We start from the raw sequence: 26,026 nt of genomic DNA on the forward strand, positions 1-26,026 counted from the left end.
CTGAATTTCCGGGCATTTGTGTTGCCTGCCCTTGGACCCACCCTAGGAGTTTCTGTCATGAGCCTCAACGGTCTGCGCCGCGCATTGGCGGAGGACAAGACTTTCGCGCGCGTCCGAACGGAAGCTCAGCGGCCCTTCAGCGACCGCAACACTGACTACCAGATCAGCGCGCCAACGGGCATGCGCGCCGTGCTGCTCGCCGAAATGGCCGAGGCGCTTGCTGATGCCGGTGCAGACGGCGCCGGCACTCCCGTGGTCCTCGCCGTCACCGCGACCGGCCGCGAAGCCGAAGACCTCACTGCCGCTCTGGCCTCCTATCTCCCCGCCGAGTCCGTGGCAGCCTTTCCCAGTTGGGAAACCCTCCCGCACGAGCGGCTGTCACCGCGCTCGGACACCGTGGGCCGCCGCCTTTCTGTCCTGCGCCGCCTGACCCACCCTGAAACCTCGACGGCGGCCCCCTTGCGTGTAGTAGTGGCTCCTGTTCGCGCCGTGGTCCAGCCCCTTGTGGCCGGGCTGGGGGACCTGGTTCCGGTGACGCTGCAGGTAGGACAGGAACGCTCTTTCAGCGAGGTAGTCCGGGCACTGTCCGATGCCGCGTATGCCCGCGTGGACATGGTGACGCACCGTGGTGAATTCGCCGTCCGCGGCGGCATCCTTGACGTCTTCCCACCCACCGAGGACCACCCCATCCGCGTCGAATTCTTCGGCGATGAAGTGGACCAGATGCGGTGGTTCGCCGTAGCCGACCAGCGCTCGCTGTCCGCCCCCGGCATCCACCACCCCACTGAACTGCATGCCCCGCCGTGCCGCGAAATCCTGATTACGCCCTCCGTGATGTCCCGCGCGTCGAAGCTGAAGGCGGACATGCCGGCAGCTGCGGACATGCTGGAGAAGATCGCAGGCGGCATCGCCGTTGAAGGGATGGAATCGCTGGCGCCCGTGCTGGTGGACGCCATGGTCCCGTTCGTGGATCAGCTTCCGGCCGGGTCCTTGTCCGTCGTCATCGAACCCGAGAAGGTTCGCACCCGCGCGCACGATCTCGCAGCCACCAACGAGGAATTCCTTGAAGCGGCTTGGTCAACAGCGTCCGACGGCGGTGCGGCGCCCCTTGACCTGTCGTCCCAGGCCTCCACGGACCTGCACGCCGCCAGTTTCCGATCCCTCACCGACACCCGATCGGCCGCCTTGGCACACGACGTGTCCTGGTGGTCCATCACCTCGCTGGCCACTGACGAGGACCTGGTCCTGGACATCGACGTCCTGAACATGCGTGCCCGCGAACCGCGCGGATACCAGGGCGAAGTGGCCGAAATGCTGGAGTTCATAGGCTCCCGCGTCCGCGAGCAATGGCGGGTTGTGGTGGTGACCGATGGTCCCGGGCCCGCCCAGCGCTTGGCCGAGCTGTTCCACGATGCCGACATTCCGTGCTCCCGCGTGGAGTCCCTGGACCAGGAACCCCAACCCGGCATCATCGAGGTGACCACCGCCGCCGTCGGGCGTGGTTTCGTGGTGGACGGCCTCAAACTGGGCCTCTTGACCGAAGCTGACCTGCTGGGCCGCGCGACGGCCAGTTCCACCAAGGACATGCGGCGCATGCCGTCCAAACGCCGCAACGCAGTGGACCCCTTGCAGCTGCATGCCGGTGACTCCGTGGTCCATGAACAGCACGGCATTGGGCGGTTCGTGGAGCTGATCCAGCGCAAGGTGACGGGCACCTCGGCCTCGGATGCCGGGCTGCGGGAGTATCTGGTCCTGGAATATGCGCCCTCCAAACGCGGCGCCCCCGGCGACCGGCTCTTTGTGCCCACCGACCAGCTGGACCAAGTGACCCGCTACGTCGGCGGGGACACCCCTGCGTTGAGCAAAATGGGTGGTGCCGACTGGGCCAGTACCAAGTCCAAGGCCCGCAAGGCCGTCAAGGAAATCGCCGGTGAGCTGATCCGGCTGTACTCCGCCCGCATGGCATCCCGCGGACACGCCTTCGCCCCCGATACCCCGTGGCAGCGCGAACTCGAAGAAGCCTTCCCCTATGTGGAGACGCCCGACCAGTTGACCACCATCAACGAGGTCAAAGCGGACATGGAACGCGAGATTCCCATGGACCGGCTGGTGTCCGGTGACGTGGGCTATGGCAAGACTGAAATCGCGGTCCGTGCAGCGTTCAAGGCCGTCCAGGACGGCAAGCAAGTAGCTGTGTTGGTGCCCACCACACTGTTGGCCCAGCAGCACTACGAAACGTTCACGGAGCGCTTCTCCGGTTTCCCGCTGCGGGTGAAGCCGCTGTCCCGTTTCCAGAGCACCAAGGAAGCCAAGGAAACGGCCGAGGGCGTCAAGAGCGGCGCCGTGGACGTCGTGATCGGCACGCACCGGCTGCTGTCCAAGGACTTCGAGTTCAAGGACCTGGGCTTGGTGATCGTGGACGAAGAACAGCGCTTCGGTGTTGAGCACAAGGAAGCGCTCAAGAAGATGCGCACCAACGTTGATGTACTGGCGATGAGTGCAACGCCGATTCCCCGAACCCTCGAAATGTCCCTCACCGGTATCCGGGAAACTTCCACCCTGGCCACGCCGCCTGAGGAACGCCACCCCGTGTTGACCTACGTGGGGCCCTACACGAACAAGCAGACCTCTGCAGCGATCCGTCGTGAACTCATGCGCGAGGGCCAGGTGTTCTTTGTCCACAACCGGGTTTCCTCGATCGAGCGCATCGCAGCACAGATCCGCGAACTGGTTCCCGAAGCCCGTGTGGAAGTTGCCCACGGCCAGATGTCCGAAAGCCGCCTCGAGAAGATCATCGTGGACTTCTGGGAGAAGCGTTTCGACGTTCTCGTCTGCACCACCATCATTGAGACGGGCCTGGATATTTCCAACGCCAACACCTTGATTGTGGATGGCGCGGACAAGTACGGGCTCTCGCAACTCCACCAGCTCCGTGGACGGGTTGGCCGCGGCCGTGAACGTGCTTACGCCTACTTCCTCTATCCCTCAGAGAAGCCGTTGGGCGAGGTAGCGCTGGAACGCCTCAAAGCCGTGGCAGCGCACAACGAACTCGGTGCCGGAATGCAGTTGGCCATGAAGGACCTCGAAATCCGTGGCGCGGGCAACCTCTTGGGCGGTGAGCAGTCAGGTCACATCCAAGGCGTCGGCTTTGACCTTTATATTCGCCTGGTGGGCGAGGCTGTGGCCGAGTACCGCGGCGAGGCCGAGGAAAAGGCGGCGGAAATGAAGATCGAACTCCCCGTCAACGCCCACCTCCCGCACGACTACGTGCCAGGGGAAAGGTTGCGCCTGGAGGCCTACCGTAAGCTGGCCTCGGCCATCACGTATGAAGCGATCGACGAAGTCCTTGCCGAACTGGTGGACCGCTACGGCGAGCCACCGCTGCCGGCGCAGAACCTCATTGCCGTGGCGCGCTTCAGGGTGGGTGCCCGCGAAGCCGGCCTGTCCGACGTCGCGCTCCAAGGCAATTTCATCCGTTTCTCGCCGGCGCAACTGCCGGAATCCAAAACCATGCGCCTGAACCGGATGTATCCGGGCTCCCAGGTGAAGCCTGCACTGGATGCCGTCCTGATTCCCAAGCCCAAAACGGCCAGGATCGGTGGACGCGATCTCCAGGATGCCGAGATCCTGCAGTGGGCCAACAACGTCATCGAAGCGATCTTTACCGACGTGCCCGTCAAGGCAGGCTAACCGGATGATGGGAGGACATCACGCCGCGTCAGGAGCCGCGGCGTGGATAGCTATTGCCTCGACCGGCCCGTACGCATTGGGTTGGTACCCCCTGGATTCCACCGGAATCCTGATCGGCGCCATGGCGACGGCGGGAACTGCTTTGGTGGTCGACTGGGACCACCGCCACAGCACCATTGCGAACTCCTTGCCGCCGTTGTCCAACGTGATCGCGGTGGGCATTGAGAAGGCCAGCGGCGGGCACCGCCAAGGGACTCACTCCCTGTTGGGTGCCTCGGCCTTTGTAGTGCTGGCAGCAATGGCCGCACAGTTCCAGATGGTGACGCCCATGGGGAAGCTGTCTGTGGGCGCGGGGCTGCTGTGTATGTTCATGATCAACCTGGCGGCCAAAGCACTGAATCTCTTCCCCAAATCGGGCTGGATCACCAACTGGCTGTTCGCGTTGGTGATGGCCGGCCTGGTGACCTGGTTCGCGCCGGATCAATGGGGTTGGTTGCCACTGTCCATGCTCACCGGCGTAGTGGTGCACATTGTGGGGGACATGATCACTGTTGGGGGAGTGCCCCTGTTGTGGCCGATTGTCATCAAGCCACCAAAATTCCTGCGCAAATCGATCATCAGCGGAATTTGGCGGTCAAACGGGGCCTTTTCCATTCCACTGCTGGGGAGGGCTGGTTCCCGGCGCGAATGGCTGGTCCTTATTCCCGTGAGTGGATATGCCATGGTGGGCATGGGAGCCGCGGCGTGGACGCTGGCGCATCAGCACTGGCCCGGATTCCTTGCGGCTTTGGGAGGATTCTTTCCCTTGCAATAGGGCAGGGGGAAGCCTACTATTACGACACCTGCCGTGAGGGATATGTAACGTGGCTGGAATATTCGTTCTGACCCTATACAAGTAGTGGTCGGTCCCTAAAACTGCGTACTCAGCGGCCAGACCAAGAGATGGTCCCTCAGATTTCGAGTAGTGACTACTCGTGCCTTCGATGCGAAACCCCTAATAGCTTGGACCTCGACGTCAATTTGTTTGACTAATGGGAGGTTCACATGGATCTGCTCCACTCGCACAGTATCCATACAGGCACCAGGGGAAATATTCAGGCACCGAGGGGGACCGACTCCCTCCGCCGTTCAACGGTAGATCTGGAAGTTGTTATTCCGGCCTATAACGAGGCTGCCCGAATTCCGGGCACTCTGATCCAGGCCGTGGATTTTTTGGCCGGCCAGCCGTGGTCTTCACGCATTGTGGTGGTGGATAACGGCAGCGTTGATGAAACGGGAGCTGTTGTCCGCCGGATATCACGCGATAGGGGAAATGACGTACCCATTTCCGTGGTGGGGTGTTCGCGCCGGGGCAAGGGCGCAGCAGTGAGCAGGGGCCTGCTCAGCGGAACATCCCGGTACACGGGTTTCTTCGACGCCGATTTGGCGACGCCACTCGAGACGCTGATCCCGACGATGGCCCACTTGCAACAGGGAGCCTCGGCAGTCATCGCTTCCCGACACGCGCCAGGATCCACCTTTGTGCAGCCCCAGCAGTTGGGGCGCCGGGTGGGTGGAACAGCTTTTCGTGTCCTGACAAAGTCAAAAGTCAAAGGCATCTGGGATACACAGTGCGGCTTTAAGTTCTTCGAACGGGCATCCCTGACAGCGGCCATGGTTCAATGCCGCACCTCCGGTTTTGCGTTCGATGTGGAACTTCTTCTCAGACTCCAGCACCAAGGCGCCCGGATCGTTGAATTGCCCGTTGCGTGGACGGATGGTGCAGCGTCAACTTTCCGGCCGTTCAAGGACGGGATTTCCAGTTTTGCCTCAGTTCTCCAGCTACAGAAGGCCATGCCGTGACCGATTTCCCGGATACTTCACCTCTCTCCGGGCAGTTGACCGGAAAACGGATACTTGTTTTGAACTGGCGGGACATCAGGAATTCGCAAGCCGGCGGCGCCGAACAATACATGCATGAAATCTCGCAACGCTGGGTCAATTCCGGCGCCAAGGTGACATGGTTCACCAGCCGTGAGGAGCACCAGCCGGCAGAAGACATCATTGACGGAATTCGAGTGGTACGTTCCGGTGGACCCTTGTCCCTCTACGGAAAAGCCGCCCTCAAGATGCTGCGGACACGGAATGACTTCGACGCCGTGGTGGATTGCCAGAATGGGATACCGTTCTTTTCCCCGCTGTTCCTGCCCCGGGAAATGCCGATTGTCCAATTGATCCACCACGTGCACCAGGACCAATTCCGCACCCGCTTTTCAGCCCCAATGGCTGCTGTGGGACGTTTGCTGGAAAGCGCCGGGGCGAAGGCAGTTTATGGGCGCCGGGCAATAGCGGCGGTTTCGCCGTCCACCCGTCTGGAACTGCGCAAACTGGGCTTCTCCGGTTCCATCCATGTAGTGCCAAACGGAACCATAGAGGTGCCCCACACCGTCGGTCCCCGCGATCCTGAACCCACGGTCGCCGTGGTCAGCCGTTTGGTGCCGCACAAGCGGCTGGACTTGCTGCTGGGCCAGTTCGCCATTGCTGCGGGCAGCATACCCAAACTCCGTTTGGAAATTGTCGGAGATGGCCCTGAACGTCCGCGCCTGCAGCAGCTCGCCATGGACCTGGGCCTCGATGACATGGTGACGTTCCACGGCTACCAACCCAACCACGTTCGCGACAGCCTGCTGAACAGGGCCTGGCTCACTGTCTCCACCTCAGCCTCGGAAGGATGGGGCTGTTCGGTGATAGAGGCGGCCGCGTGGGGTGTTCCGTGCCTGGCGCTGCGTGTCCCTGGAATTCGTGACTCCGTTGTGGACGGAAGCACAGGGTGGTTGGTGGATACTGCGGCCGAATTTGGCCCCGCCCTGGTGGCGGCTCTCCAGACCCTGTCCGAGCAGCGCCTGGCCGGCGAGATGTCGGCCCGGTGCCAGGAGTGGGCCCGATGCTTTACCTGGGAACGCAGTGCAAACCTGCTCGCCGGAGTGCTCCTGGAAGAGGAAGCCCTGCGCCGCGGAGGGATCGAACCGGGGGTTTCGTCATCGGATATGTCCACTCTGGTCCACTTCGACCTGCCCGCCGGTGCCAGCCTGGAAACCATCCTTCGGCCAACTGACGAGGTCTCCGAACACCAAGGTCGGGTCTCGGTGCTGATGAAGGGCAGGGACGAATTCGAGGCCTTCGCGGTCATGAGGCGCATTGGAGTCGTTTCGGCTGAACTGCGCGCCGTTGGCCGGAGCACGCTCCTGGCCGGTCCGGGAAGCACGTTTACGCCTGCAGACGCCGTTGAGGGCATGTAGCACCAGCCCGTGGGGGACTTCTAGGGGGAATCATGACTGACACTTTGCGTGAGCTTGAGCAGAGGGCGCCTGCCACGGACGTGGGACGGCCGGGACCGGTTGCGGGACCCGAGCCGTCACCAGGCAGCGACGCGGGCGCCAAAGTCGCTGAAAACAGTGGCTTCCTGTCACTGTCTGCCGGTGTAGTGGGAGTGCTCAGCTATGCCTGCACTCTGCTGATGGCCAACATGCTGGGAACGGCGGACTACACACAGTTCGCGGCCGCTGCGATGCTCCTGGGCGTCGTGGGCATCGTTGCCTCTGCGCTTGTTCCTCTTCCCCTTTCCCACTTTGTTGCCGTCCATCCTGCAGGTACCGAAGGGCGCCGGGACGGCATGGCTTTCTCAGTATTCGTCTCCTGCATCGCCGGTGTCTCCGCCGCCTTGATCACTGGTGCCCTGGCGTTGGCTTTTGCAACGCCGGCACTCGCCGGTGCGGTTGCGCTGGGCTCGCTGGCCATCTTTCTGGTGGCGGCGCCATCGGGCTGGCTGCAGGGTGAATTGCGCTTCAAGTGGTACGCGCTGACTACCATCGGAGAGGTGCTCCTGCGATTGGGCTTCAGCCTTCTGGTGGTCGCCCTCGCCTGGGGTGCTGTGGGTGCAATCCTTGGATTCGCCTTGGGCGCGCTTGCGCTGGTGGTTGTTCCCTGGTCCTTCTATCGGGACCTCCAATGGCGCCCGGGCGTACTCCGGCAGAAGTGGCGGTGGGCCGAGACAACCGACATCGCCTCCGTTCTGTGCGTAGTCTCGGTGCTGGTGGGCGTTGACGTGGTGGTAGTTGCTTTCCTGGATGAAGGATCTGCTGCCGCAGGGTTCCAAGCCCTCGCCACCATCGCCAAGGGCCCGGTTTATGTAGCGGCAGGTACCGCCTTGGTGGCGTTTCCGTTGCTCCGCAGCCCGGGAGTAAACGTCCGGCAGGTTCTCGGTGCCGCCTTCGCTTCCTTCAGCCAACTCGCCGTAGTGGCCTTCGCCATCCTTGCCACAGCGCCCCACGTTCTTGCGGGCGTGATCATTCCGGACAGGTACCACGGATCCCTGGAACTCCTACCGTGGCTTGCTGCGGCCGGACTGGGCTACGCCGTGCTCACCGTCCTGGCAACGATCCTCCTGGCGTTGCGGGCGTACCGTCGCTGCCAGATCGGCCTGGCCTGCGCGTGCCTCCTTGTGGTGGCCGGGCTCTGGGCAGGTTGGCACTTCGCCGCCGTCAGCGGCCTGGCTATGGGCTCGGCTATCGGTGCTGTCCTGGCCGCGCTGGTGTTGACGCTTATTTCATGGCCGGTACTCGCCGAAGCTGCTCCTGCGAAGGGTTTGGGACGGTTCGCAGCCGGCGCAGGAACCCTGATCATGGTTCTGGCGGTGGCAGGCCAAGTCCAGCCCACGGTGTGGTTTGTCCTGGCGACCATCAGCGGCCTCGCCGTCCTGGCCCACCAGCGGGGTTTGCTGCCGCGAATGTTGAGGTTCGGGTCATTCCTACCGCGGTTCCGGGCACCTTCCCAGGCTGCCGGGCGTCGGACAAAAGCCCGGGTGTCTTTCCGCAACCGGCTGGCGGCCGTCATGGTCCGAGGGGTTACCAGCCCTGCAGCGGCGTTCGTTGCAGTGTCCGCTGCGGCCTTTGGGGTGCGGGCCTTCGGCCTGGAGCGCGGCTTCGAAGTATGGGTGGATGAGCTGCTGTACGTCCGGTTGGGGGAGTCGCTCACGACGGGCCAGGTACCCACCCTGCCGGATGGGCCGTTCTTCCTGCACCCGCCGGGCTTCTTCCTTTTGGAGGCCGGGGCCATCAAGCTCTTTGGCATCTCCGGCGACATCGTGGAAGTAGTCCTGCAGCTTCGCTGGCTCAATGCCGCTTTGGGAGCTGTCACGGTGGGCTTGGGATTCCTTCTGGTCAGGAGGCTGGCAAGCACGACGGCGGCATGGCTCACCGCTGTGGTCCTGGCCTTCGAACCCTTCATCCTTCGCAACAACAGCCACGCTTTCCTGGAGACCTCCGCAATGGCCTTCGTCCTGGCGGGCTTCCTCGTTCTGACGGGCATCGGCAATGCAGCGACGAAGCGGCAGAGGGAGGGGGAGCGGCACATTGCGGGCAGGCTGCCCACCATCCTGGGCCCGACTGTCCTGGGCCCGACTGTCCTGCGGCTGATCGGGGCCGGACTCCTGCTGGGATACGCCGTCCTCTGCAAGGACTTCTTCATCATCTGTACGGTGGGTCCGGTTGCAGTCGCCGCGGTCTGGAAACGGACCCTGCCATGGCGGCAGGCCGCCGTCGTACTGCTTGCAGCGGCGGTGCCGTACGCGACCTACCTGGCCATAGCGGCGTCGCAGGCACACCTTCCGGACTGGATCGAGGCGAAGACGAGCGGCCTGCTGCGGGCCTCGGGACTGGAAAAGAGCACGGGATTCACCGCAGAAGGTTCGCCGAATATCGTCACCCGGTTGATGGAACAGAGTGGGCACTTCGGTACCAGTTACCTCCTGCTCGCCCTGTGCCCCGTAGCAGGTGCCCTGTTGTGCTTCAGCTACCGGGCAGATCGTAGGCTGATAGGGCTGGCCGGCTTGGCATTGGGCGCCGCGGGGGCGTACAGCGCCGCTTTCGGAACCTTCGAAGAGCAGTATGGCTATGGCGTCATGATCGCCGGGGTATTGTGCTCGGTCCTCGTGGTGGTTGAACTCAGGGAACGTTATTCCAAGGGCCGGACTTTCCTCGCCGTTGCCGGCCTGTGCTTCGTGGTGTTGACCGTGGTGCTGGGTGCACGGACGGCCCTGACCGTGGACAACGGCTTTGTTCAGGCCAAGGACTGGGTGAAAACCAATCTGCCGCAGGACGCACGGGTCAGCGTCACCAACAGCACCGGCGAGTTCGCCTTTGCCGATGACCCACGGTTCGGGGTCTGGCCGTCGGCACCCCTGATGCAGGATGCCGGCGCCAACTACATCCTGACGCAGTCGCACCCCACCAGCCAAGGCTACGGCTACGCCAACCCTGCCATGCTCGTCTGGCTCAAGGAGCACGCAACACCCGTATTCAGTGCCGAAGGGCCCACCAACGGCGCCACCACGCTGTGGTTTGTGACCCCCGCCGAACTCAGCACCGGAGCTGCCAACGGAACCGGGACACCTTCGAAAACGTACGAGACGGAACGGTAAACGCATGAAAGTCCTGCACTTGGGTTTTGAAGATCCCCGCATGCCCGGAGCGGGTGGGGGATCGGTCCGCACCCACGAGACCAACCGTCGACTCGCGGCCAGTGGGTTCACCATCACTGTGCTGACCACCAGGTATCCGGGGTGGCGGGAGCGGGTGCAGGACAGCGTGCACTACGTGCCCATTGGCTTTGGCCAGGGAAACAACCGCTTGACCCGCCTGCTGGGGTACGTGATCCGCCTGCCGTTCGAGGTCCGCAAACGCCGGGCCTCCGCAGACTTGGTGGTGGAGGACTTTTTCGCGCCGTTCTCCAGCATGGCTGCCCCGTTGTGGGCCCAACGGCCCACCCTTGCAGTGGTCCAGTGGCTGCACGCCCGCGACAAGGCGCGGCAGTACAAACTCCCGCTGCACTGGGTGGAACGCTTCGGCGTGAGGAGTCATCGCAGGGCCATTGCTGTCTCACAAGGAATTTCGGACCGGCTGACGGCACTGAACCCCGGCATCCACGTAGACGTCATCGGAAATGGCGTGGATCCCAAAGCCTGGACACCCGAACCGACGCTTGGCCAGGACATCCTGTGCTTGGGACGGCTGGAGTTCACCGGCAAGGGCCTGGATCTGTTGTTGCAGGCCTGGGGGCGGTGCTGCCGGAAAATTGACGGGAAGCTGCTTATTGCAGGAACCGGCCCTGACGAGGCCATCCTGCGGGCAGCCATTGAGGACGCGGGCCTCTCTGATAGTGTCTCGCTCCTCGGGTGGCTGTCCGGGGATGCGAAGTTCCAGGCCCTCAGCGCCGCGCGGTTGGTGGTGTGCCCTTCCAGGCAGGAGACCTTCGGGCTTGTGGCCATCGAGGCACTGGCCACCGGGACCCCGGTCATCGCTTTCGACATACCCTGCTTGCGGGAAATCGTCCCGGAAGGTACGGGCTGGTTGGTGGACGCGTTCGACGTCGACGCCCTCGCCCGGGCGTTGGAGGACCGCTACTCCCACCCCGGGCTCGCAGACGTTGGTGCGCAGGGCCGGGCCTTCGCCGCCGGCTACAACTGGGACCGGCTGGCGGCGCTGCAGGGTGCGGCTTTTCGGGCAGCGGTTGCGGGTCCCGCCTTGACTCAATCCCGCCCGGTTACCGGTGGAAGCGGCTCTCCGACACCGCACGTCGTCACGTAGGAAGGTATGCCGTTGACCCACCAATCCAGAATCGATCGATCCCTATCCGGTGATGCGCCGTGGCTGTTTCTCTCACCACACTTGGACGACGCCGTCCTCTCCTGCGGGGCACTCATGGAGGCCCAAGCCAGCGGCCGTGAAGTGATCGTGGCGACCCTGTTTACGGAAGCCTCGCCCGGACCACATACACGGGCCGCGAAGTCTTTTATGAGCCAATGCGCCGTTAAGGATGCCGGCGAACTCTTTGAGGCCCGCAAAGCCGAGGACAAGTCAGTGCTGGCGGACATGGGTGTCCGATCTTTGCACCTTGGCGCAGTTGACGCATTGTTCCGCCAGCGAAGGGCGCCAAGGTTTGGCAGCAGCGCATGGGACCGGATTCTTCCGGAAATCACCCACCGGTACCCCACGTACAGGTACGACATCGCACTGGGACGGATCGCCAAGGGAGACCGGGCACTGATTTCGCAGTTCCGCACGGACGTGGCTGCGTTATTGGGGCTGACAGGAGCCGAACTCCTGTTCTGCCCCGTTGGAGTTGGCAAGCACGTGGACCACCTCATCACCCGTGAAGCGGGCATGGGCCATCTCGAAAACCTGGTTCTCTATTCGGATTTTCCCTACGATCTCACCGCGGAACCGGACGCGTCACGCTTGGCGCACCTGGGATATGTCCCGTGGAGTTGGGACCAGGGCCTTGAGGCCAAACCGCCACGGATCAGGCAGTACGGTACCCAGGCAGATGCGCTGTTTCCCACGGGTGATATCCCTGTCAAAGCGGAAACTTACTTCGTTCCTGCCTTTTGAGCATTTGGGCCGCTGGCTTTGGCGTAGCCGCTGGAAGCGTCGCGGTCAGCAATTTTCCCGGTTATTGGCCACTACATTGCCGGGAGCCTCGTCCAGCTTCTTGGCCCCACTCTGGCAGATGACATTGTCCGTCACCGTGATGTTCCGCAGGTCGCCTTGGAAATCAAGCCACGGCCCCGGCGTATCAGTGACGGAGTTGTTCTTCACCACAATGTCGTGCACCGCAGCGTTGCCGTCGTAGTACCCGATCTTGACGCCGTTGGGCGACTCCCAGAAGCGGTTGTTTTCCACGGTGATGTCATGGATCTCGTGCTTGCCCACTGCCAGCTGAAGTCCGGAACCGTGGGAACCGCCACGAACTTTGTTGTTCCGATAAGTGACGTCGTAGACCGATGCCCCAATGGTTTGCGCCACGAGTCCGTCGTCACCGTCGTCACCTTGGCGTTGGTCTACAGTGTTGCCCTCCACCACTCCGCCGTGGGAGTCGGTGATGTGGATGCCGTCCAATTGGTCGTAGGTGCCGCTGCTGGTCACCAGCGTGTCGTTGTTACGGATGCAGAAATTGCTGCTGGCTACAACGGCGATGGAATAGGTGAAAGGGTTCCGTGTCCTGACGTCCTCCACCAACGCATTGGTCGTGTGGCGGACGTCCACCAAGTACTCGGTCAGTCGCCCTGGGGCGTTGCCGTCCAATTCGTGGCCACTCTGGTCCGCGGTGAGATGGGAGATGGTGACGTTCCGGGCTCCATTGGTGGTGATCAACGGGTGTCCACCGAAAGGACCTTTGGTCTCCAAGAACCCAGGCCCGGCCTTCAATACGGTGGCCTCACCGGTTCCCTTGAGAGCCACGTTGCTCTTGAGGACCAGAGGCTTTCCCAGCGTGAGCGTTCCCTTGGGCAGTTGGACGATTCCGCCGCCGTCCTTGGAGGCGTCGTCGATGAGCTGCTGGAGGGCCTTGGACGTGTCCTCTGCGTCAAGGTAGCCATTGACCGTGAACTCCCTGACCTGGGTAGCCTGGCTACCGGGCGAAGTGCAGAACCCGGCGGCCGGTTCCGCGGGGTCCGGGGTTGCTGCCATGACGGCTGCGCCCAAGCCCGCCGCTGCCAAGGCAACCACAAGGAGGGCAATTTTCGGGACCGCCGCTTTCATGGCAACACCCTATCCTGCGCGGGTTTCCGTCCGGTTAAAAGGAAGCGGCCCGGACGAAAGCCCGGGCCGTTTCCTGACATGTTTAAGGCTTAGTTTTCGCCGGCGGAATCAGAGCGGCCAAGAATGGTCTGCGGGATCCAGAATGCCAGCGCGAACAGGCCCAGGCAGACGGCCATCGGCCACGGGTTGTCCAAGCTCAGGAAGGACAACGAGTAGATGGAGCCCAGGAAGAGCACGATCATGACCACGAACAGCACAATGCTTGTGCCCAGGTTGTTCTCACGTTCAATGGGGGCGCTTGTTGCGTTCTTGGACATTCGTTCCTCCTCGGCCCCGCGGGGCTCAAAAATTCTCTGGCAGTTGCGGAAGCCTCAGTAGGCGGATGAACCTTGTTCACCCTTGACGATGGCAATTCCGGAACTTGCTCCGATACGTGTTGCACCAGCAGCAATCATAGCCTGTGCATCGGCGAGGGAGCGCACTCCGCCGGAGGCTTTGACCCCGAGGTCCGGGCCAACGGTCTTGCGCATCAAGGCAACGTCCTGCGCAGTTGCACCTCCGCCGTTGAACCCAGTGGAGGTCTTCACGAAGTCCGCACCTGCTTCCACGGCCGCTTCGCAGGCGATGACCTTCTGTTCGTCGGACAACATGGACGTCTCGATGATGACCTTCAGGATGGCCTCACCGGCGTGGACCGTCTCGGCTACAGCCTTGATGTCGTCCACCAGGGCCCCCTTGTCATTGGCCCGGGCGGAGGCCATGTTGATCACCATGTCGATCTCATCAGCACCATCGAGCACTGCTCCGCGGGCTTCAAAAGACTTGACGTCGCTGGGCGTGGCGCCCAGCGGGAATCCGATGACCGAACACGTCAGCACGCCGGAACCTTTGAGGGCCTTGGTGACGGTCTTGACCCAGACCGGGTTCACGCAGACGGACTTGAACCGGTACTCGATGGCCTCGGCGCAGACCTTGAGGACGTCTGCTTCACTGGCCTCCGGCTTCAACAGTGTGTGGTCGATGTAGGAGGCGATGTTCGCCGGGGCGACGGCTTGGTTGCTCATGGGATCCTTCCGTGCAGGGCGTGGCCGGCCCGGTGGCCGCAGGGTTGTCACTGCCCGTCAAAGGACCATCTTGCCACATGGGTTGCCTGCTGCAGGGAGGGTTTGGGTGCCGTGGGAGACGGGCACACAGGGCGGGCTAAGCCGCCATCGGGACCTGCTGATCAGAGCTGCCCCGTGTGCCCAACAGCATGCCGGAAGCGCACAACATCGCAGACGACTCGGCGGAGAGAAGCAAACCAAGGCGGAGGCCGTCGCACGAAGCAGCGTCGCCGATCGCCCAGATGCCCGGGACGGAAGTGGCGAGGTCGCGCCCCACGGAGATACCGCCGTCGGACGCCACCGCCAAGCCGGCGCTCTCGGCGAGGTCGTTACGGGCGGTGCGTTCCTCGGCAATGACCACGAGGTCGCCCTTCATGCTGCTGCCGTCCGCGAACAGGATGCCAGTGGCAGGCAGGTTGGCCCCCGGTGCACCTGCGGCAGGAGCGGGGTCGGCAATCACCGCGGCAGGGCGAAGGGTGGTGCGCACGGGACGGACTCCACGGGCACGGAGCACGGCCTCTGCCTGGCCCGCGGCCGGCCCACTGCCCACCAGGATTCCGAGGGGACGGCGGCCCACCATCCTCGTGAGGTCCTTGACGGCTTCACCGATGGTGGCGGCGTCGTCGATGGTGGAGTAGCTCAGGCCGGCTTCGGCTCCGGCTACGGGAGGGAGGGAAGGGGCAGAGCCGGTGGCGATGACCAACTGGTCGTAGGAGAATTCCAGTCCGTCCACTGTGGTGACCATTTTGGCGTCGGAGTCGATGAAGCTGGCCGGTTGCCCGAAGCGGACCGAAACCTGGGGGAGCCCGGCGAGTTCCAGCAAGGCGTCCGGGCATTCATCGCGGTTGCTGAGGACGGTGATGGTTCCGTCGAAAGCGCGTTGCCGGGAGTCTGACCTTCCCGCAAGCCGCCGCACCAAAGCCTGGGCGGCGGGGCCTGCGCCTGCGATGACGATGTGGAGGGAGGGTGCGGACGGGATGGCGGACATGTTTGGCCCTTTCGCTCAGATGACCTGCTGTTGATCATCAGCGTAGGCGGCCGGTTTTTCGCGGGTGTTTCCCCGCTGTTGCCATTTCTGGCGGATCTGACGCGTAGTGTTTACCGGCCGGTAATAACGTGCGTCACACTGGGCCTGCCGCTGGTGTCAGTATCGGCGCAGGAGCTCGCGGAAACCGTTCCCCGCGAAGCCTGCCACCGCCCCTGCGCGGTCCACGAACCCGTGGGCGCCCACGGGTTCAACAGAGGCCAGGAGTCCGGCGGCATCGGCCAGGCTCATGGTCAGCTCGGTCGCCAGTCCACCCACTTCCAGCCGGGCATGCCGCGAATCAGCCCAGGCATCCAGCCCCGGGTCATCGCGTAACGTGCGGGTCACCACAAGACTTCGCCACCCGCCGTCGACCCTTACGCGGGCGCGGTAGATGACGTCGCCGCCGTGGGTCTCCACGCGCCCGCCCGCCAGGAAGGCCCGCCCGAACCGGGAGTGTTCCAGATAGCCGCTGAGCTGCGGCGCTTCGTCCCCGGGATCGGTGGGAAGGACCACCGTGGCTTTGAACGTCACGGGCGATCCGTCCAGGTCACCCCGGAGGGTGTCGTTGAAGCGGACACCTGGCGCAGGTTCTGTCATTGCCGTGCAGTTCGCATCCTTGGCCAATCCGGCGTCAGTCATCGAGTCGAGGTAGGCGCGGGCGTCCCTGTAGCCCATGCCGATCAGCGTATCGGCATCGATCCTGCCCAGATAGAACTCTGGATCCAGCGGGAGGGGGTGCCGGGGACGGACTACGTGCAGCACAAACCCGCGTCCAGCAGCCTCGGCAGCATCGAAATCAGCCAGGAGGGCGCCCATGGCACTCATCTCGATCATATGAACGTACTGTTCCAGTGGCCCGTCGCCCCAGTAGGGCGTATTTCCGATGCACCAGACCAGCCACACTTCATGGGCCCCACGCCGCAGTGCTTCGGCCACGTTGGCGTCCCTGATCCAGACGGCGTCGGTCCAGACCTTTCCGTCCCGGCGCAGGGGCGTCAGGAAGATCGGAAGCGACATGCCGGCAGCCATGAGCCCGGCGTCAATGTCCGTGGCGTCTATGGCGTGGCAGCGCTTTTCGGTGAACTCCACCACGTTGAAGGAACCCTCGACGGCGTCCGGTACCGCTGCGCGGGCCCGGATGGTGGCGTCGTTGATGCCCAAGGTGGGGAAGACCTTGCCGAGGATACCGTCGGCGTCGCCAACGGCGGGCAACGACCACGGACCCTTGAGATAGTCGCCCACAGGCAGTGCTGAGCCGAAGTCCTTGACGTCGACGCCCGACCACCGGGCACACATCTCATCCGGCGAGACGCCGGAGAGAATCATGCCGGCCGTGAGGATTCCGCCTGAGGTGCCGTCGACGTGCTGGAATTCCAAGCCGTCCTCGGTGAGAGCCTTCACTACTCCGGCCTGCCAAGCCACCCGCATGCCGCCACCGGCGAGTACCAGTGAGCGCTTTGCCGTGTGTTTCATCCTGCCAGCCCGGTGGTGGCAGGTGCGGCGCTGTGACGGCGCCAATAAATGAAGAGGAGAATTCCGGTCGCGAGGTCAAAGAAGGCGACCATCAGGGCAAGGGGTGCGAAGACGCCGTTGAGGACGCCGATGCCCACGGCCCCGAACGCGCCGGTTTTTTGGAGCCCGGACCACAGCACCACCTCGGGGGCGGGAACAGCGTTGAGCAGGGTGTGGAGGAGCAGTCCGCCGACCACCACCATGAACATTCCCACAGTGCCGAAGAGTTGGCGGGTTTCGGAGGTGGAGTCAGCGCCGATCAGTTGCAGGACTTGCCCGCCGAACGGGACCTGCACAGCCCCGGTCAGGACCGTGATGACGGCGATGACCGCGAGCACGGCGCGGAGGGGATCGGCAATGGCCCAGGCGATGGTGCCTGGCGGGTGGGTCTTTCGGGGGCGCGCCGGCTGCCCGGGGCGGGTTGGCTGGTGCGCGCTCACGCGTAGGACTCCAGCAGCCGGCCGCGGTCCACCAGCAGCCAGACCATGGCGGCCCAGGTCAGGGTGGAGACGTAGAAGCGGATGTCGTTGAGCATCATCCAGCGTTTGAGCAGCGACCTGAGCTCGGCATCGTCCGCGAAGTCGCCCCCACGGATCCGGACGTTGATGGGGATGATGATGCCTTGGCCCACCCAGGTCAGGACGATGATTCCCAGCAGGCAAATGACGGCGGGGATGACCCGGACGGTGCCCCATTCGGACCAGACAAGGATGCCGCCGGAGATGAACATGATGGGCACCACGATGGTGAAGAACTTGGTGGCCGCCCGGGTGGGGATGCCGAAGTGCATGTCCACATTGTCGCGGGCCAACGATTCCCAGGTGGGGTAGAGGAAGAACTTGAGGACCCACATGGTGCCCACATACATGGTGGCGCCGAAGAGGAAGTAGAGGGCGTTGAGCAGGAGGAGCCAGTTCACTGGGCACCACCACGGGGGTCGGCACTTGGTGCGGCGCCCGGGACCCGGCTCCGGTCCGGTGGTGCCAGCCATTCCTGCCCTTGGCCCAGGTCCACCACGCTGTCCATCATGTCCCCGCCGCGAAGGGCCACGGCCTCCAGCTGGGTGGGAGCAGTGAGGAACCACGCCTCGTAGTGGTCGTCCAGGACCCCGTGGGCTTGGGGCAACCAGGCAGTGAACACCGGTTTGCTCTCGACATGCAGGTCCTTTAAGGGCTCGACGCCGGGCGCGTCACCGAGGATGAGCCTCGCTTTGGCTTGGGCGCCGAGGGCGATGTCCCCGGTGGCTTCGAAGTAGATGTCCGATTTCCAGAGCATGTTCCGGAAGACGCAGTAGTTGGACGCGGCAAGTTTGAGGGGAAGCTGGGTTGCGCCTGGTGCCGCGGGCCGTTCGATTTCGATGTAGCAGCCCAACTGGCCGTCCTTGTCGTATTGGGCTGACACGGTGGAGTCCGTGACCACGAAGTCCAGGTTGGCCTGGTGCTTGGGCATGCCCCAGATTCCTTTGCCCCCTTTCACGGAGACTTCGGAACTGACGGGCAGGTCCACCACGAACTGGCCGAGCTTGAACGTTTTTTGGAAAAGCAGCGGGAGGATGGGCGGGGCAGGCCTGCTGCCGTGGGTGATGGCGATGGCCAGGGAGTACTCGATGTACTTGCCAATGTCCGTGGACTTGTAGTTGACCACCGTCACCACCAGCAGCCCCTTGCCGCCCAGGGTGAACGGCCGCATCTCTGAACCGGGGAGAGCAGCGGCCGCTGCCCGCTTGTTGATGGGGAACGCCGCCATCAGCACCGGCGAGTCGTCGGAATTAACGGGCATGACGTATTTGATCCCGTCCGCGAACGCATGCTGCCCGCGAAGGCGTTCCTGCCTCCGCGGAACAGGTGACGGCAGGAGCCTAAGCAAGGGTGCGGCCAGTTCGGTGAGGTTTTTCATGGCTTCGACTCCGGGGTTCGGTTCAGTTCGTCGACGATGATGGGGAAAGTGTCCTGCCAGGCGTGGTCGCCGAAGAAGACGTCCAAGTGGCCGTAGCCGGGGATGAGATGGAGAGAGTCCTTCCCGGGGCGGTGCTTTTGGAAGAACTCGTAGGTGCGTTGCTGGCTTTCGGGCAGGAAACACAGGTTGTCCAGACCTGCGATGAAGGCGAACCTCGCATCGGTCTGCGGGGCTTCGGCCACCAGGTTGTCCGGCAATTCCGGATGGTCGCCGGCGGCCACCATGTGCCCGGCCTTGATGCTGCGGCCCATTTCCTCGAAGAACGTCACGGGCACCTCGGAGAACTCGCCGGTGAGCCATTGGTGGGTGGCGTCGTCGAGGTTCTCGTGGGACCAGAGCGCGGGGCGGCCGCTGCCGTAGGTGAAGCTGACCATCTTGCAGACGGTGTTGTCGCATTCATGGTGGGTGGCTTTGACCAGGCCCCGGATGGCCCGGGTGAAGTAGCCCTGGGACTTGTAGCCCCACGCCGGCGACAGGTATGGCGTGAAGGCTTTGACCACGGGCGTGAGGTAGTTGATTTTCAGCCGCGAGAACGCCGGCACGACGGGGTGCAGGGACACCGCGTTGGACACGATGGTGTCCACGCGCGGCAGCAGCCCCGCCACGGCCGACATCGTGAACGACGTAGAGCCTTGGCAATGGATCACGGCTTTCATGGTCTCCGCACCGGTAGCGTTCAGGACGTGCTCGACGGCGGCCGGATGGTCATACACGGCGGCGTCGGCAAGCGTCCAGGACAGGGGATCAAGGTCGATCGATGCCCGCCAGTTCAGCATCCAAACATCCCACCCGTCTTCGAGGAGGACATCGACGATGGTGGTGCGGACCGGCGGCCTGAACAGTTCGGCGCGAACTCCGGAGCCGTGAACCAGGATCACCGGCCCTTTGACCGCTTCAACGGGTGATGTGACGTGGACGAGGCTCAAGGGTGTGTTGTCCCGGGCACGGAGAGGAATGACTTCAGTCCTGTGCTCGGCACGGGTGATGATCATGGGGTGCTTCCCTTCCGTGCGATGGTGATGGGTTCTTCAAGCAGCCGCGCGGCAGGCAAGCCGGTCACCGGAACCAGCCGCGCGCCGTCGTCGTTCGTTGCCAGTCGCCAATCGCGGCAGACGGTGTCCACCATCAGCGGGTAGACAGTGAGGGTGGCGTCGGACGAGAGGTGGATGCGGAGGAAGCCTTTGTGGTCCTCGATCGCCTGGCCGGACATCTTCCACGAAGCCACCTCGCCGCTGGGCGTGGCCAGGATGTACAGGGCGAAGGCCTCGCTGCCCAGCGCCCACCCGCCCAGATGTACCAAGGCAAGCACCAGGAGCAGGATCACCACGTCCGGCCAGCTCTCCGGCCAAGGAACAAGGATCACGACGGCGGTACCCACCGCGAGCGCGGACAGTTGGTACAGCGCGCCGCGGGCGAAAACGACGATGCCCGCCTGGGCCACGCCCAACGAACGCGCGAGCACCGAGGCAACCGCCAGGAGGAGCGGCACTGCAAGGATCAGGACAGTGACAAGTATTGGGGTGTCTCCGCGGGTCAGGCTGCGCAGGCTGTCCACGAAGGCCTCCCCGCGAAAGGCGCTGAAGACCGTCCACAGCGTCAGGGCGGCCACCACATGCATGATGCCCAGCGACAGTCCGAAGCCGGGGTTGCGGATGGGGAGCCAGAACTGCGAGAAGGGGTTGGCCAGTTGCGGGCCGAGCAGGCGGGAGTGTCCTTGGCCGGGGAACGTGGTGGGCATGCGGGTGAAGATGCGGCCGGTGTCTGTCTGTTCCGTGCCTGTCTGTTGTGTGCCCCTTGGTGGTGTGTGCCGCACGCTGGACGATTCACCGGGAGCGGCCGACGCGGCAGGCAGGGTGAGATGGTCCGGCAGTCCGTGGGTATCCGAGAGGTAGGCGCCGCCCAGCCCGCAGGTGATCATCTGCGTCCTGCCTGGATCCGGGGTTTGGTGTTGGTTGCCGGAGTGCTCCTGGGAAGGGGAGTCCTGGTACCTGGAGTAGTGGTGGAGGTCGCCGGTGAGCCAGAGCCTGACGCTGGCACCGGTGGCGTCGAAGAGGCCCGTTTCAGGGTTGAAGCGGCGGCGCAGGTAGTCCTGCTCGAAGAAGTTCACCTGCCGGAATTCGCCCCAACCGGGTTGGGCGGCGTCAACCCAGAAAGGAGCGGCGACGCAGAGGATGATCGCATCGCCGGGCTGCAGTTGCAGAGTGACGTTCCGGTAGAAGTAGTCCAGTTGAGGCTCGTCGATGTACTGGCCCAGTTGGCTGTCCAAGCCCAGCAGCCACCAGCCGGGGGCGCCGTTCCGGCCTGGACCGGGAGGGGTTCCGGTCAGCCGGACAGCGAAGTAGCTCCGGTTTTGGATGGTGCGCCAGCCTCCGATGCTCCGCTGCCTGGTGAACACCCGGATGAACGAGGTGAGGCCGTCGTACCAATCATGGTTGCCGGGAAGCGCCAGCATGACCGGAGGCGCGTTGTGGGGCCCGCTGTGCGCTTCGTCGGCGCTTTTTGGGGCGCTGATCGGGCCTCTCAACGCAGGTGGGAAGGCCGTCCGGTACGGGCCCGCCATCCGGTTCTCGTACGCCGCCGGGGACGCCACCGGGTAGACCTCGTCCCCGCCCAGGACCAGCACCCTGCCGCGGGGAAGTTCATGCCCGTTCACCGTCAGCGTGTCCTGGGCCAGCAAGGACGCCACTGTGTAGGTGGCGTCGAAGCCATCGCCGAGGTCGGCCGCGAAGTCGAGCCACATCTCCGTCACCGCCGGAGCCACGGCGCGCTCCTCCTCGAGATCGGCAGGCGAGGGAAGCCCACGGCTGCTGACAACGGGCTGCGCCGGTTGGCCCGGGACCGGAAGTTTGTCCAAGCGCAGGGGGTCATCTGGAAAGCTGCCCTCAAGCTCGCGCTTATCGCCAAAATCGGCAAAGACCGTTGCAGCCGCGACCTTCAACGCAGTTCTGGCCAAGGACATGGGCGAGAGCCAACGAACCGCCGTCTGGGGTGTGAAGCCCAGTGCGGCATGGTGTTTCGCGAGCTCCCGGCTTTTCATTGCTTTGACGTGAACGGGAACGGGATGCGTCTGAGACCCCGCCCGTAGACCTGCCAGAGTTCGCCGGCGAACAGCTTCCCGAAGGTCACCAAGCCTGCGGCTGGGGCCGGTCCTTCGGCCCGGAACGTGGTGAGTTGCTTGGCGAAGTCCAGAGGCCGGATGTAGAGGATGCCGGCGCCAACGACGCCTGCCTGGGCAGCGCCGCCTGCAACTGGCTGTCCGGCATCCGGCGGCACAAGGTCCGGCGTCCCCGCATCCGGCGGCACGTGGCCCCGGAGGATGGTGGCGTACAGGGTTGTGGTGTCCGCCCAGAGGTCGAAACCGGCCTCGTTGCGGATCAGTTTGTGCCCGGTGAACGTGAACGGCGTGCCGCCCGGGTCCCGCAGCCACAACCGGTAGAGCATGCGCCTGGCTGGTGCGCCGTCGTCGGACGCATCCTGGACAAACAGGTTGAACCAGCCCCGCTCTACCGGCATCCGGCCACCAAAGTAGTCCGCCAGCACGTAGCCCTCAGCCCTGGCCGGGTGGTTCGAATCGGCCGCGAACGCTTCCATGTCCTCGGCGATAATGGTCAGCTCAAACATGATCTTCCGGCTGCGGTCCCGGCCCAGGCTCCGCCCCTTTTCAGGGTCGGTGATGCCGGGACTGAACCAACCGTGCATCTGCTCGGTGAAGCGCACGGAGGTGGTCTCCTGATCGGGAGCGTCGGGAGCGTCGGGAGCGTCGGGAGCGCCGGGCCTGCCGAGTCCGCGGCTGCGCGCCTGAGGCACCTCAGACACTGCGCTCGCAGGCTGTTCCTCTGGTGCAGCCTTGCCTTTGGTAGCGTCCGGCGCCAACGCGCGCGGAGCGGATGCACCGACGTCGACGACGGCGCCTGCTGCCTCCCGCTCAACGGTTACCTTTTCGCTGGCCCCGCTGGAGCCCTCCGCATCGTCCGGACGGATGCCCCGGTGACCCGCCTTGTCCGCGTTCTCGATGATGTGGGCGCAGGTACGCTCTGCGAACGCCGCGATGGTCAGGGATGGATTGGCACCCACCGGACCGGGCATCGCGGCTCCATCAACCACGAATAATCCCGGGTAGCCGAACACCTCGCCATACGAATCGCAGACTGCTTCCCCCGGATGACGGCCGGACGGGGTCCCTCCAATGGGGTGAACCGTGATGACGCGTTTGGCCCACCACAGGGGGTTGTCAATGAAGTCCCCATCCAAGTCCTTGGAAATCGACTCCATGGTTTCGCGGACGCGGCCGAAGTACTCCTTGGACGTTGCCATGGTCCAGGCGATGGCCAGCTTCCCGTCGCGAAGGGTCATGACGCCGTCGGGAATGTCCCTGCCCATCCCCAGCAGTGGCACCGAACTGGACGACAAGCGGCCGTCGCCCAATGCTGCGGCGAGGTCGGCGGATACGTTGGAGCGGCCGGCGTCGAACAACCTGTCCTTGAGAAGTTGCCCCGCCACCTTCACGGTCCGTTTCATGGTGGTGCCCAGCTGGGCTGTTTCGATGAGCCAGTTCATGAAGGCCGGATACCCGGCATCCTCCACGTAGTAGCCGCGACCATCGCCGTCGTCGTCGTTCGAATCCGGGACCCTGATGGCTGTGGTGATCACCGGGCCGCGACTGCCGGCCAAGGTGCGGACGCCCGGCCGTGAGCCGGTGGCCGGGGGAGTCTTGGCGCCCATGATGAACGTCAAAAGGTCGCCGTTGCCGCTGAACCGGGTGCCCAAGGCGTCGCTGAGTGCAGGGAGGGAGCCACGGTTGCGGAGCAGGAGGAAGTTGGTGCCGAACGTGCCGGCTCCCAGGATGAGCCGGCGGCAGTGGATGATGCGTTCCGTGAGGAGTTCGCCGTGGCGATCCGGATGGTGCACCACATACCGGACTTCATAGCCACCGCCCTGCGTTCCAGAGTCCAGGGGCCGGATACCGCGGACGTCGTGGAACGTTCTGACATCGGCACCCTTGAAGGCCGCCGCTGATACGTAGTTGTGATCCAGCGTATTCTTGGCGCCGGCGTTGCACCCGATGTCGCATTCACCGCTGAGCGTGCAAGTGGTCCGCACCGTGGCGGGACCATGGATGCTGCCGTAGCCGGGCAGGGGCAAAAGGTGATTGGTCCGCGGCTCCATCTCAGGCGCCGCTGTGAACGTGACGGCAATGGGAGGCCGGGTGATGGACAGTCCCAGATTCGCGGCGGACTTCTCCATGGCCAGGGTCTTCGCGGTGTCCTTGTAGGGGTACGGGACTGGCTGCAGCATGGCTTCGGCGGCATCGTAATAAGGATCAAGGTCAGCCCGGGTGAAGGGCCAGTTCTCGTATCCGCCACCGGGGATGGGGGACTCGGTGACGAACCATTTTTCGTCTTTGCGCAGGAGGACATTGGCGTAGATGAGTGAGCCGCCGCCCAACCCACTGGACACCAGTCCCTCCGTGCCGCGGAACGTCCAGGCATCGAAAAGTCCATACAAGCCGCGGTCCGGATCCCAGAAGTTCCGGCCCATCTCCGACGGCGAGCGCGCGAAGCTGCCAGGAGGGTACGGTTTGCCGCGTTCCATGAGCACAACGGACTGTCCGGCCTCGGCCAGTCGAAGCGCCGCAACGGAACCTCCAAAGCCGGAGCCCACCACCACTGCGTCGACTTTTTCGATGCCACTGCCACGGTGGCGTGGCGGATCAGACGCGGGCTCATACCCCGCATCCCCACTGTTCCCGGTCCCCAGACGACCCATGGCCGTTCCTCTCAGAGGAGAGCTGACTACATAGCTGCAGCTGACGGCGCCGGGTGTGGCCGGGCGATGCCTCCGCGGACTATGGGGCTTATGTTCCCACCGGGCAGGGGATCTGTAAATGAGGTGGAGTACTTGGGTTCAGGGTGCGCTAAACAATACGGGTGTAGATCATGTCGAAGTCGTGCTCCAGCGGCCCGCCTGGGTAGGTACCGCGTTCCAGGCGGGCGGTGATGGTGTTGCTGTCCTCGGTGAAGTGGCCAACGAAGCGCTGGGGCCAGTCCGGGCCGTCCCGGAAGAGAACCCATACCTTGTCCTTGAGCGTCATATCGTAGATCCGGGCGACACCCCGGGAATCGAAATAGTGCTGCTGGAAGGCTCCGTCCGAGCCTGTGGCACCAATGACGCTGACCGCATTGGGATACTCCGGCCGCTGGACTGTGGATCGTTGGATGAGGAAGCCTCCACCTTCCAGCCATTGGAAAGTTGTCCGGCCGGAGACCTCCTTGCCAGGGACCGACGTTTCCCACTCGCCGACCAGGATATTCAGTTGCTCCAACGTGGGTTTTGGATCCCGTGCCATGGCTGCCTCTTTTCGCGTCTTCGCGCTGGTGAACAGGTTCAGCGTAGGGCTGCTCCGTTCCGCCGTACAGACCTCCGCGGAGACCGCCGAATGCCATGCGGGCAGTGCTGTGATGGCCGGGATCGGGCCTATGCGCCTGGGGTGGGCGGTGGCAGGATGGGCGCATGAGCCGAGTCACCTGTGATCTGACTGTTTCCCTTGACGGATATGTTGCCGGACCCAACCAGTCCCTGGACGAACCGTTGGGGGAGCGAGGCGAGAGCCTGCACCGCTGGCAGTTCGAGCAGAGGGAGGCCAGCGCCGCTGAGATCGCGGGCATCCTCGAAGCTGGTGCCTACATCATGGGCCGGAACATGTTCGCCGGGCCTGGACCGGGTCCTTGGGACCAGGAATGGCGCGGCTGGTGGGGTGAGGAGCCGCCGTATCATGCACCTGTTTTCGTCCTGACCCATCACCAGCGCGAGCCGCTGGCGATGGAAGGTGGCACCACTTTCCATTTCGTCACTGACGGCATCGAAGCGGCCTTGGCCCAGGCCAGGGAAGCCGCCGGGGACAGGGACGTGGCTATTGCGGGGGGAGCACAAACCGCCCGGCAATATCTCTCCGCCGGCCTCATGGACGAGCTGCGGCTTCACATCTCTCCCGTGATCCTCGGTGGTGGCGAACGGCTGCTCGACGGCGTGGGGGACGTGACGCTTGAACCGATCGAAGCGCGCGGGACCGGACTCGTCACCCACGTGCGGTACCGGGTGCAGCGCTGATCCAGCCTTGGCGCCATCCCGCCATTATTACGGCTGGCGGGTGACCCTACGCGTCT

21 protein-coding genes are annotated in these 26,026 nt (G+C 64.0%); 9 read left to right on the top strand and 12 right to left on the bottom strand.

The features are described from left to right. Positions 1-57: 57 nt before the first annotated feature. From mfd to AB4Y77_RS06820, 7 genes are all read left to right on the top strand, one after another. Positions 58-3,690: a transcription-repair coupling factor gene (gene mfd / locus AB4Y77_RS06790; protein WP_442013369.1), complete on the top strand. Its 3,633-nt coding sequence runs from the start codon at positions 58-60 to the stop codon at positions 3,688-3,690. Positions 3,691-3,694: 4 nt separating this feature from the next. Continuing rightward, the gene (locus AB4Y77_RS06795) at positions 3,695-4,504 is read left to right on the top strand and encodes a metal-dependent hydrolase (protein ID WP_311213200.1); all 810 of its coding nucleotides are present in this window, start codon (positions 3,695-3,697) and stop codon (positions 4,502-4,504) included. A gap of 230 nt (positions 4,505-4,734) precedes the next feature. Continuing rightward, complete coding sequence (locus AB4Y77_RS06800) at positions 4,735-5,532, top strand: glycosyltransferase (RefSeq protein ID WP_311213201.1); 798 nt, start codon at positions 4,735-4,737, stop codon at positions 5,530-5,532. After that, on the top strand, positions 5,529-6,968 hold the full coding sequence (locus AB4Y77_RS06805; RefSeq protein WP_442013370.1) for a glycosyltransferase family 4 protein: 1,440 nt from the start codon (positions 5,529-5,531) through the stop codon (positions 6,966-6,968). The genes AB4Y77_RS06800 and AB4Y77_RS06805 overlap by 4 nt, the downstream gene beginning before the upstream one ends. A 32-nt stretch (positions 6,969-7,000) precedes the next feature. Beyond that, positions 7,001-10,147 (top strand): oligosaccharide flippase family protein, encoded by a 3,147-nt coding sequence (locus AB4Y77_RS06810; protein ID WP_442013371.1) that lies wholly within the window; start codon positions 7,001-7,003, stop codon positions 10,145-10,147. A 4-nt stretch (positions 10,148-10,151) separates the two neighbouring features. Next, positions 10,152-11,312: a glycosyltransferase family 4 protein gene (locus tag AB4Y77_RS06815; RefSeq protein ID WP_442013372.1), complete on the top strand. Its 1,161-nt coding sequence runs from the start codon at positions 10,152-10,154 to the stop codon at positions 11,310-11,312. 6 nt (positions 11,313-11,318) lie between these two features. Next, complete coding sequence (locus AB4Y77_RS06820) at positions 11,319-12,116, top strand: PIG-L deacetylase family protein (protein WP_311213205.1); 798 nt, start codon at positions 11,319-11,321, stop codon at positions 12,114-12,116. A gap of 45 nt (positions 12,117-12,161) precedes the next feature. On the opposite strand, the gene AB4Y77_RS06825 is transcribed toward AB4Y77_RS06820, so the two are convergent. The 12 genes from AB4Y77_RS06825 to AB4Y77_RS06880 form a co-directional block, all read right to left on the bottom strand. Then, positions 12,162-13,265: a right-handed parallel beta-helix repeat-containing protein gene (locus AB4Y77_RS06825; RefSeq protein ID WP_311213206.1), complete on the bottom strand. Its 1,104-nt coding sequence runs from the start codon at positions 13,263-13,265 to the stop codon at positions 12,162-12,164. Between the two features lie 89 nt (positions 13,266-13,354). Continuing rightward, positions 13,355-13,582, bottom strand: a complete 228-nt coding sequence (locus tag AB4Y77_RS06830; RefSeq protein ID WP_311213207.1) for a hypothetical protein — start codon at positions 13,580-13,582, stop codon at positions 13,355-13,357. 54 nt (positions 13,583-13,636) lie between these two features. Beyond that, entirely contained in the window at positions 13,637-14,329 is a 693-nt protein-coding gene (deoC, locus tag AB4Y77_RS06835; RefSeq protein ID WP_311213208.1) for a deoxyribose-phosphate aldolase, read from the bottom strand. A 136-nt stretch (positions 14,330-14,465) separates the two neighbouring features. After that, positions 14,466-15,356: an FAD-dependent oxidoreductase gene (locus AB4Y77_RS06840; RefSeq protein ID WP_442013373.1), complete on the bottom strand. Its 891-nt coding sequence runs from the start codon at positions 15,354-15,356 to the stop codon at positions 14,466-14,468. Between the two features lie 156 nt (positions 15,357-15,512). Then, positions 15,513-16,868, bottom strand: a complete 1,356-nt coding sequence (locus tag AB4Y77_RS06845; RefSeq protein ID WP_442013374.1) for a patatin-like phospholipase family protein — start codon at positions 16,866-16,868, stop codon at positions 15,513-15,515. Then, positions 16,865-17,347, bottom strand: a complete 483-nt coding sequence (locus AB4Y77_RS06850; protein ID WP_442013375.1) for a hypothetical protein — start codon at positions 17,345-17,347, stop codon at positions 16,865-16,867. Before AB4Y77_RS06850 ends, AB4Y77_RS06845 begins: the two co-directional genes overlap by 4 nt. Continuing rightward, on the bottom strand, positions 17,344-17,826 hold the full coding sequence (locus AB4Y77_RS06855) for a hypothetical protein (protein ID WP_311213212.1): 483 nt from the start codon (positions 17,824-17,826) through the stop codon (positions 17,344-17,346). Before AB4Y77_RS06855 ends, AB4Y77_RS06850 begins: the two co-directional genes overlap by 4 nt. After that, positions 17,823-18,803, bottom strand: a complete 981-nt coding sequence (locus tag AB4Y77_RS06860) for an acetoacetate decarboxylase family protein (RefSeq protein WP_442013376.1) — start codon at positions 18,801-18,803, stop codon at positions 17,823-17,825. Before AB4Y77_RS06860 ends, AB4Y77_RS06855 begins: the two co-directional genes overlap by 4 nt. Next, entirely contained in the window at positions 18,800-19,855 is a 1,056-nt protein-coding gene (locus AB4Y77_RS06865) for an alpha/beta fold hydrolase (RefSeq protein WP_442013377.1), read from the bottom strand. Before AB4Y77_RS06865 ends, AB4Y77_RS06860 begins: the two co-directional genes overlap by 4 nt. Beyond that, positions 19,852-21,900, bottom strand: a complete 2,049-nt coding sequence (locus tag AB4Y77_RS06870; RefSeq protein ID WP_442013378.1) for a hypothetical protein — start codon at positions 21,898-21,900, stop codon at positions 19,852-19,854. Before AB4Y77_RS06870 ends, AB4Y77_RS06865 begins: the two co-directional genes overlap by 4 nt. Then, positions 21,897-24,629: a GMC oxidoreductase gene (locus AB4Y77_RS06875; protein ID WP_442013379.1), complete on the bottom strand. Its 2,733-nt coding sequence runs from the start codon at positions 24,627-24,629 to the stop codon at positions 21,897-21,899. Before AB4Y77_RS06875 ends, AB4Y77_RS06870 begins: the two co-directional genes overlap by 4 nt. Positions 24,630-24,777: 148 nt before the next feature. Beyond that, positions 24,778-25,209 carry a hypothetical protein gene (locus AB4Y77_RS06880; RefSeq protein WP_442013380.1) on the bottom strand — a complete coding sequence of 144 codons (432 nt, stop codon included), beginning with the start codon at positions 25,207-25,209 and terminating at the stop codon, positions 24,778-24,780. On the opposite strand from AB4Y77_RS06880, the gene AB4Y77_RS06885 reads away from it, so the two are divergent. Both AB4Y77_RS06885 and AB4Y77_RS06890 read left to right on the top strand, forming a co-directional pair. Beyond that, a complete protein-coding gene (locus AB4Y77_RS06885) occupies positions 25,208-25,393 on the top strand; it encodes a hypothetical protein (RefSeq protein WP_442013381.1) in 186 nt (61 codons plus the stop codon). The genes AB4Y77_RS06880 and AB4Y77_RS06885 overlap by 2 nt on opposite strands. Beyond that, positions 25,374-25,970 (top strand): dihydrofolate reductase family protein, encoded by a 597-nt coding sequence (locus AB4Y77_RS06890; protein WP_442013382.1) that lies wholly within the window; start codon positions 25,374-25,376, stop codon positions 25,968-25,970. The genes AB4Y77_RS06885 and AB4Y77_RS06890 overlap by 20 nt, the downstream gene beginning before the upstream one ends. Positions 25,971-26,026 lie beyond the last annotated feature (56 nt).

The sequence above is a fragment of the Paenarthrobacter sp. YAF11_1 genome, from assembly GCF_052113445.1.
GTDB lineage: Bacteria > Actinomycetota > Actinomycetes > Actinomycetales > Micrococcaceae > Arthrobacter.

Excerpts from the sequence above, each read along its gene's own strand:
- AB4Y77_RS06830 (WP_311213207.1), bottom strand. The coding sequence starts at position 13,582 with ATGTCCAAGAACGCAACAAGCGCCCCCATTGAACGTGAGAACAACCTG.
- AB4Y77_RS06870 (WP_442013378.1), bottom strand. The coding sequence starts at position 21,900 with ATGAAAAGCCGGGAGCTCGCGAAACACCATGCCGCACTGGGCTTCACA.
- AB4Y77_RS06840 (WP_442013373.1), bottom strand. The coding sequence starts at position 15,356 with ATGTCCGCCATCCCGTCCGCACCCTCCCTCCACATCGTCATCGCAGGC.
- AB4Y77_RS06860 (WP_442013376.1), bottom strand. The coding sequence starts at position 18,803 with ATGAAAAACCTCACCGAACTGGCCGCACCCTTGCTTAGGCTCCTGCCG.
- AB4Y77_RS06810 (WP_442013371.1), top strand. The coding sequence starts at position 7,001 with ATGACTGACACTTTGCGTGAGCTTGAGCAGAGGGCGCCTGCCACGGAC.
- AB4Y77_RS06880 (WP_442013380.1), bottom strand. The coding sequence starts at position 25,209 with ATGGCACGGGATCCAAAACCCACGTTGGAGCAACTGAATATCCTGGTC.
- AB4Y77_RS06815 (WP_442013372.1), top strand. The coding sequence starts at position 10,152 with ATGAAAGTCCTGCACTTGGGTTTTGAAGATCCCCGCATGCCCGGAGCG.
- AB4Y77_RS06875 (WP_442013379.1), bottom strand. The coding sequence starts at position 24,629 with ATGGGTCGTCTGGGGACCGGGAACAGTGGGGATGCGGGGTATGAGCCC.
- AB4Y77_RS06825 (WP_311213206.1), bottom strand. The coding sequence starts at position 13,265 with ATGAAAGCGGCGGTCCCGAAAATTGCCCTCCTTGTGGTTGCCTTGGCA.
- AB4Y77_RS06845 (WP_442013374.1), bottom strand. The coding sequence starts at position 16,868 with ATGAAACACACGGCAAAGCGCTCACTGGTACTCGCCGGTGGCGGCATG.
- deoC (WP_311213208.1), bottom strand. The coding sequence starts at position 14,329 with ATGAGCAACCAAGCCGTCGCCCCGGCGAACATCGCCTCCTACATCGAC.
- AB4Y77_RS06820 (WP_311213205.1), top strand. The coding sequence starts at position 11,319 with ATGCCGTTGACCCACCAATCCAGAATCGATCGATCCCTATCCGGTGAT.
- AB4Y77_RS06885 (WP_442013381.1), top strand. The coding sequence starts at position 25,208 with ATGGCTGCCTCTTTTCGCGTCTTCGCGCTGGTGAACAGGTTCAGCGTA.
- AB4Y77_RS06795 (WP_311213200.1), top strand. The coding sequence starts at position 3,695 with ATGATGGGAGGACATCACGCCGCGTCAGGAGCCGCGGCGTGGATAGCT.
- AB4Y77_RS06890 (WP_442013382.1), top strand. The coding sequence starts at position 25,374 with ATGAGCCGAGTCACCTGTGATCTGACTGTTTCCCTTGACGGATATGTT.
- AB4Y77_RS06800 (WP_311213201.1), top strand. The coding sequence starts at position 4,735 with ATGGATCTGCTCCACTCGCACAGTATCCATACAGGCACCAGGGGAAAT.
- AB4Y77_RS06865 (WP_442013377.1), bottom strand. The coding sequence starts at position 19,855 with ATGATCATCACCCGTGCCGAGCACAGGACTGAAGTCATTCCTCTCCGT.
- mfd (WP_442013369.1), top strand. The coding sequence starts at position 58 with ATGAGCCTCAACGGTCTGCGCCGCGCATTGGCGGAGGACAAGACTTTC.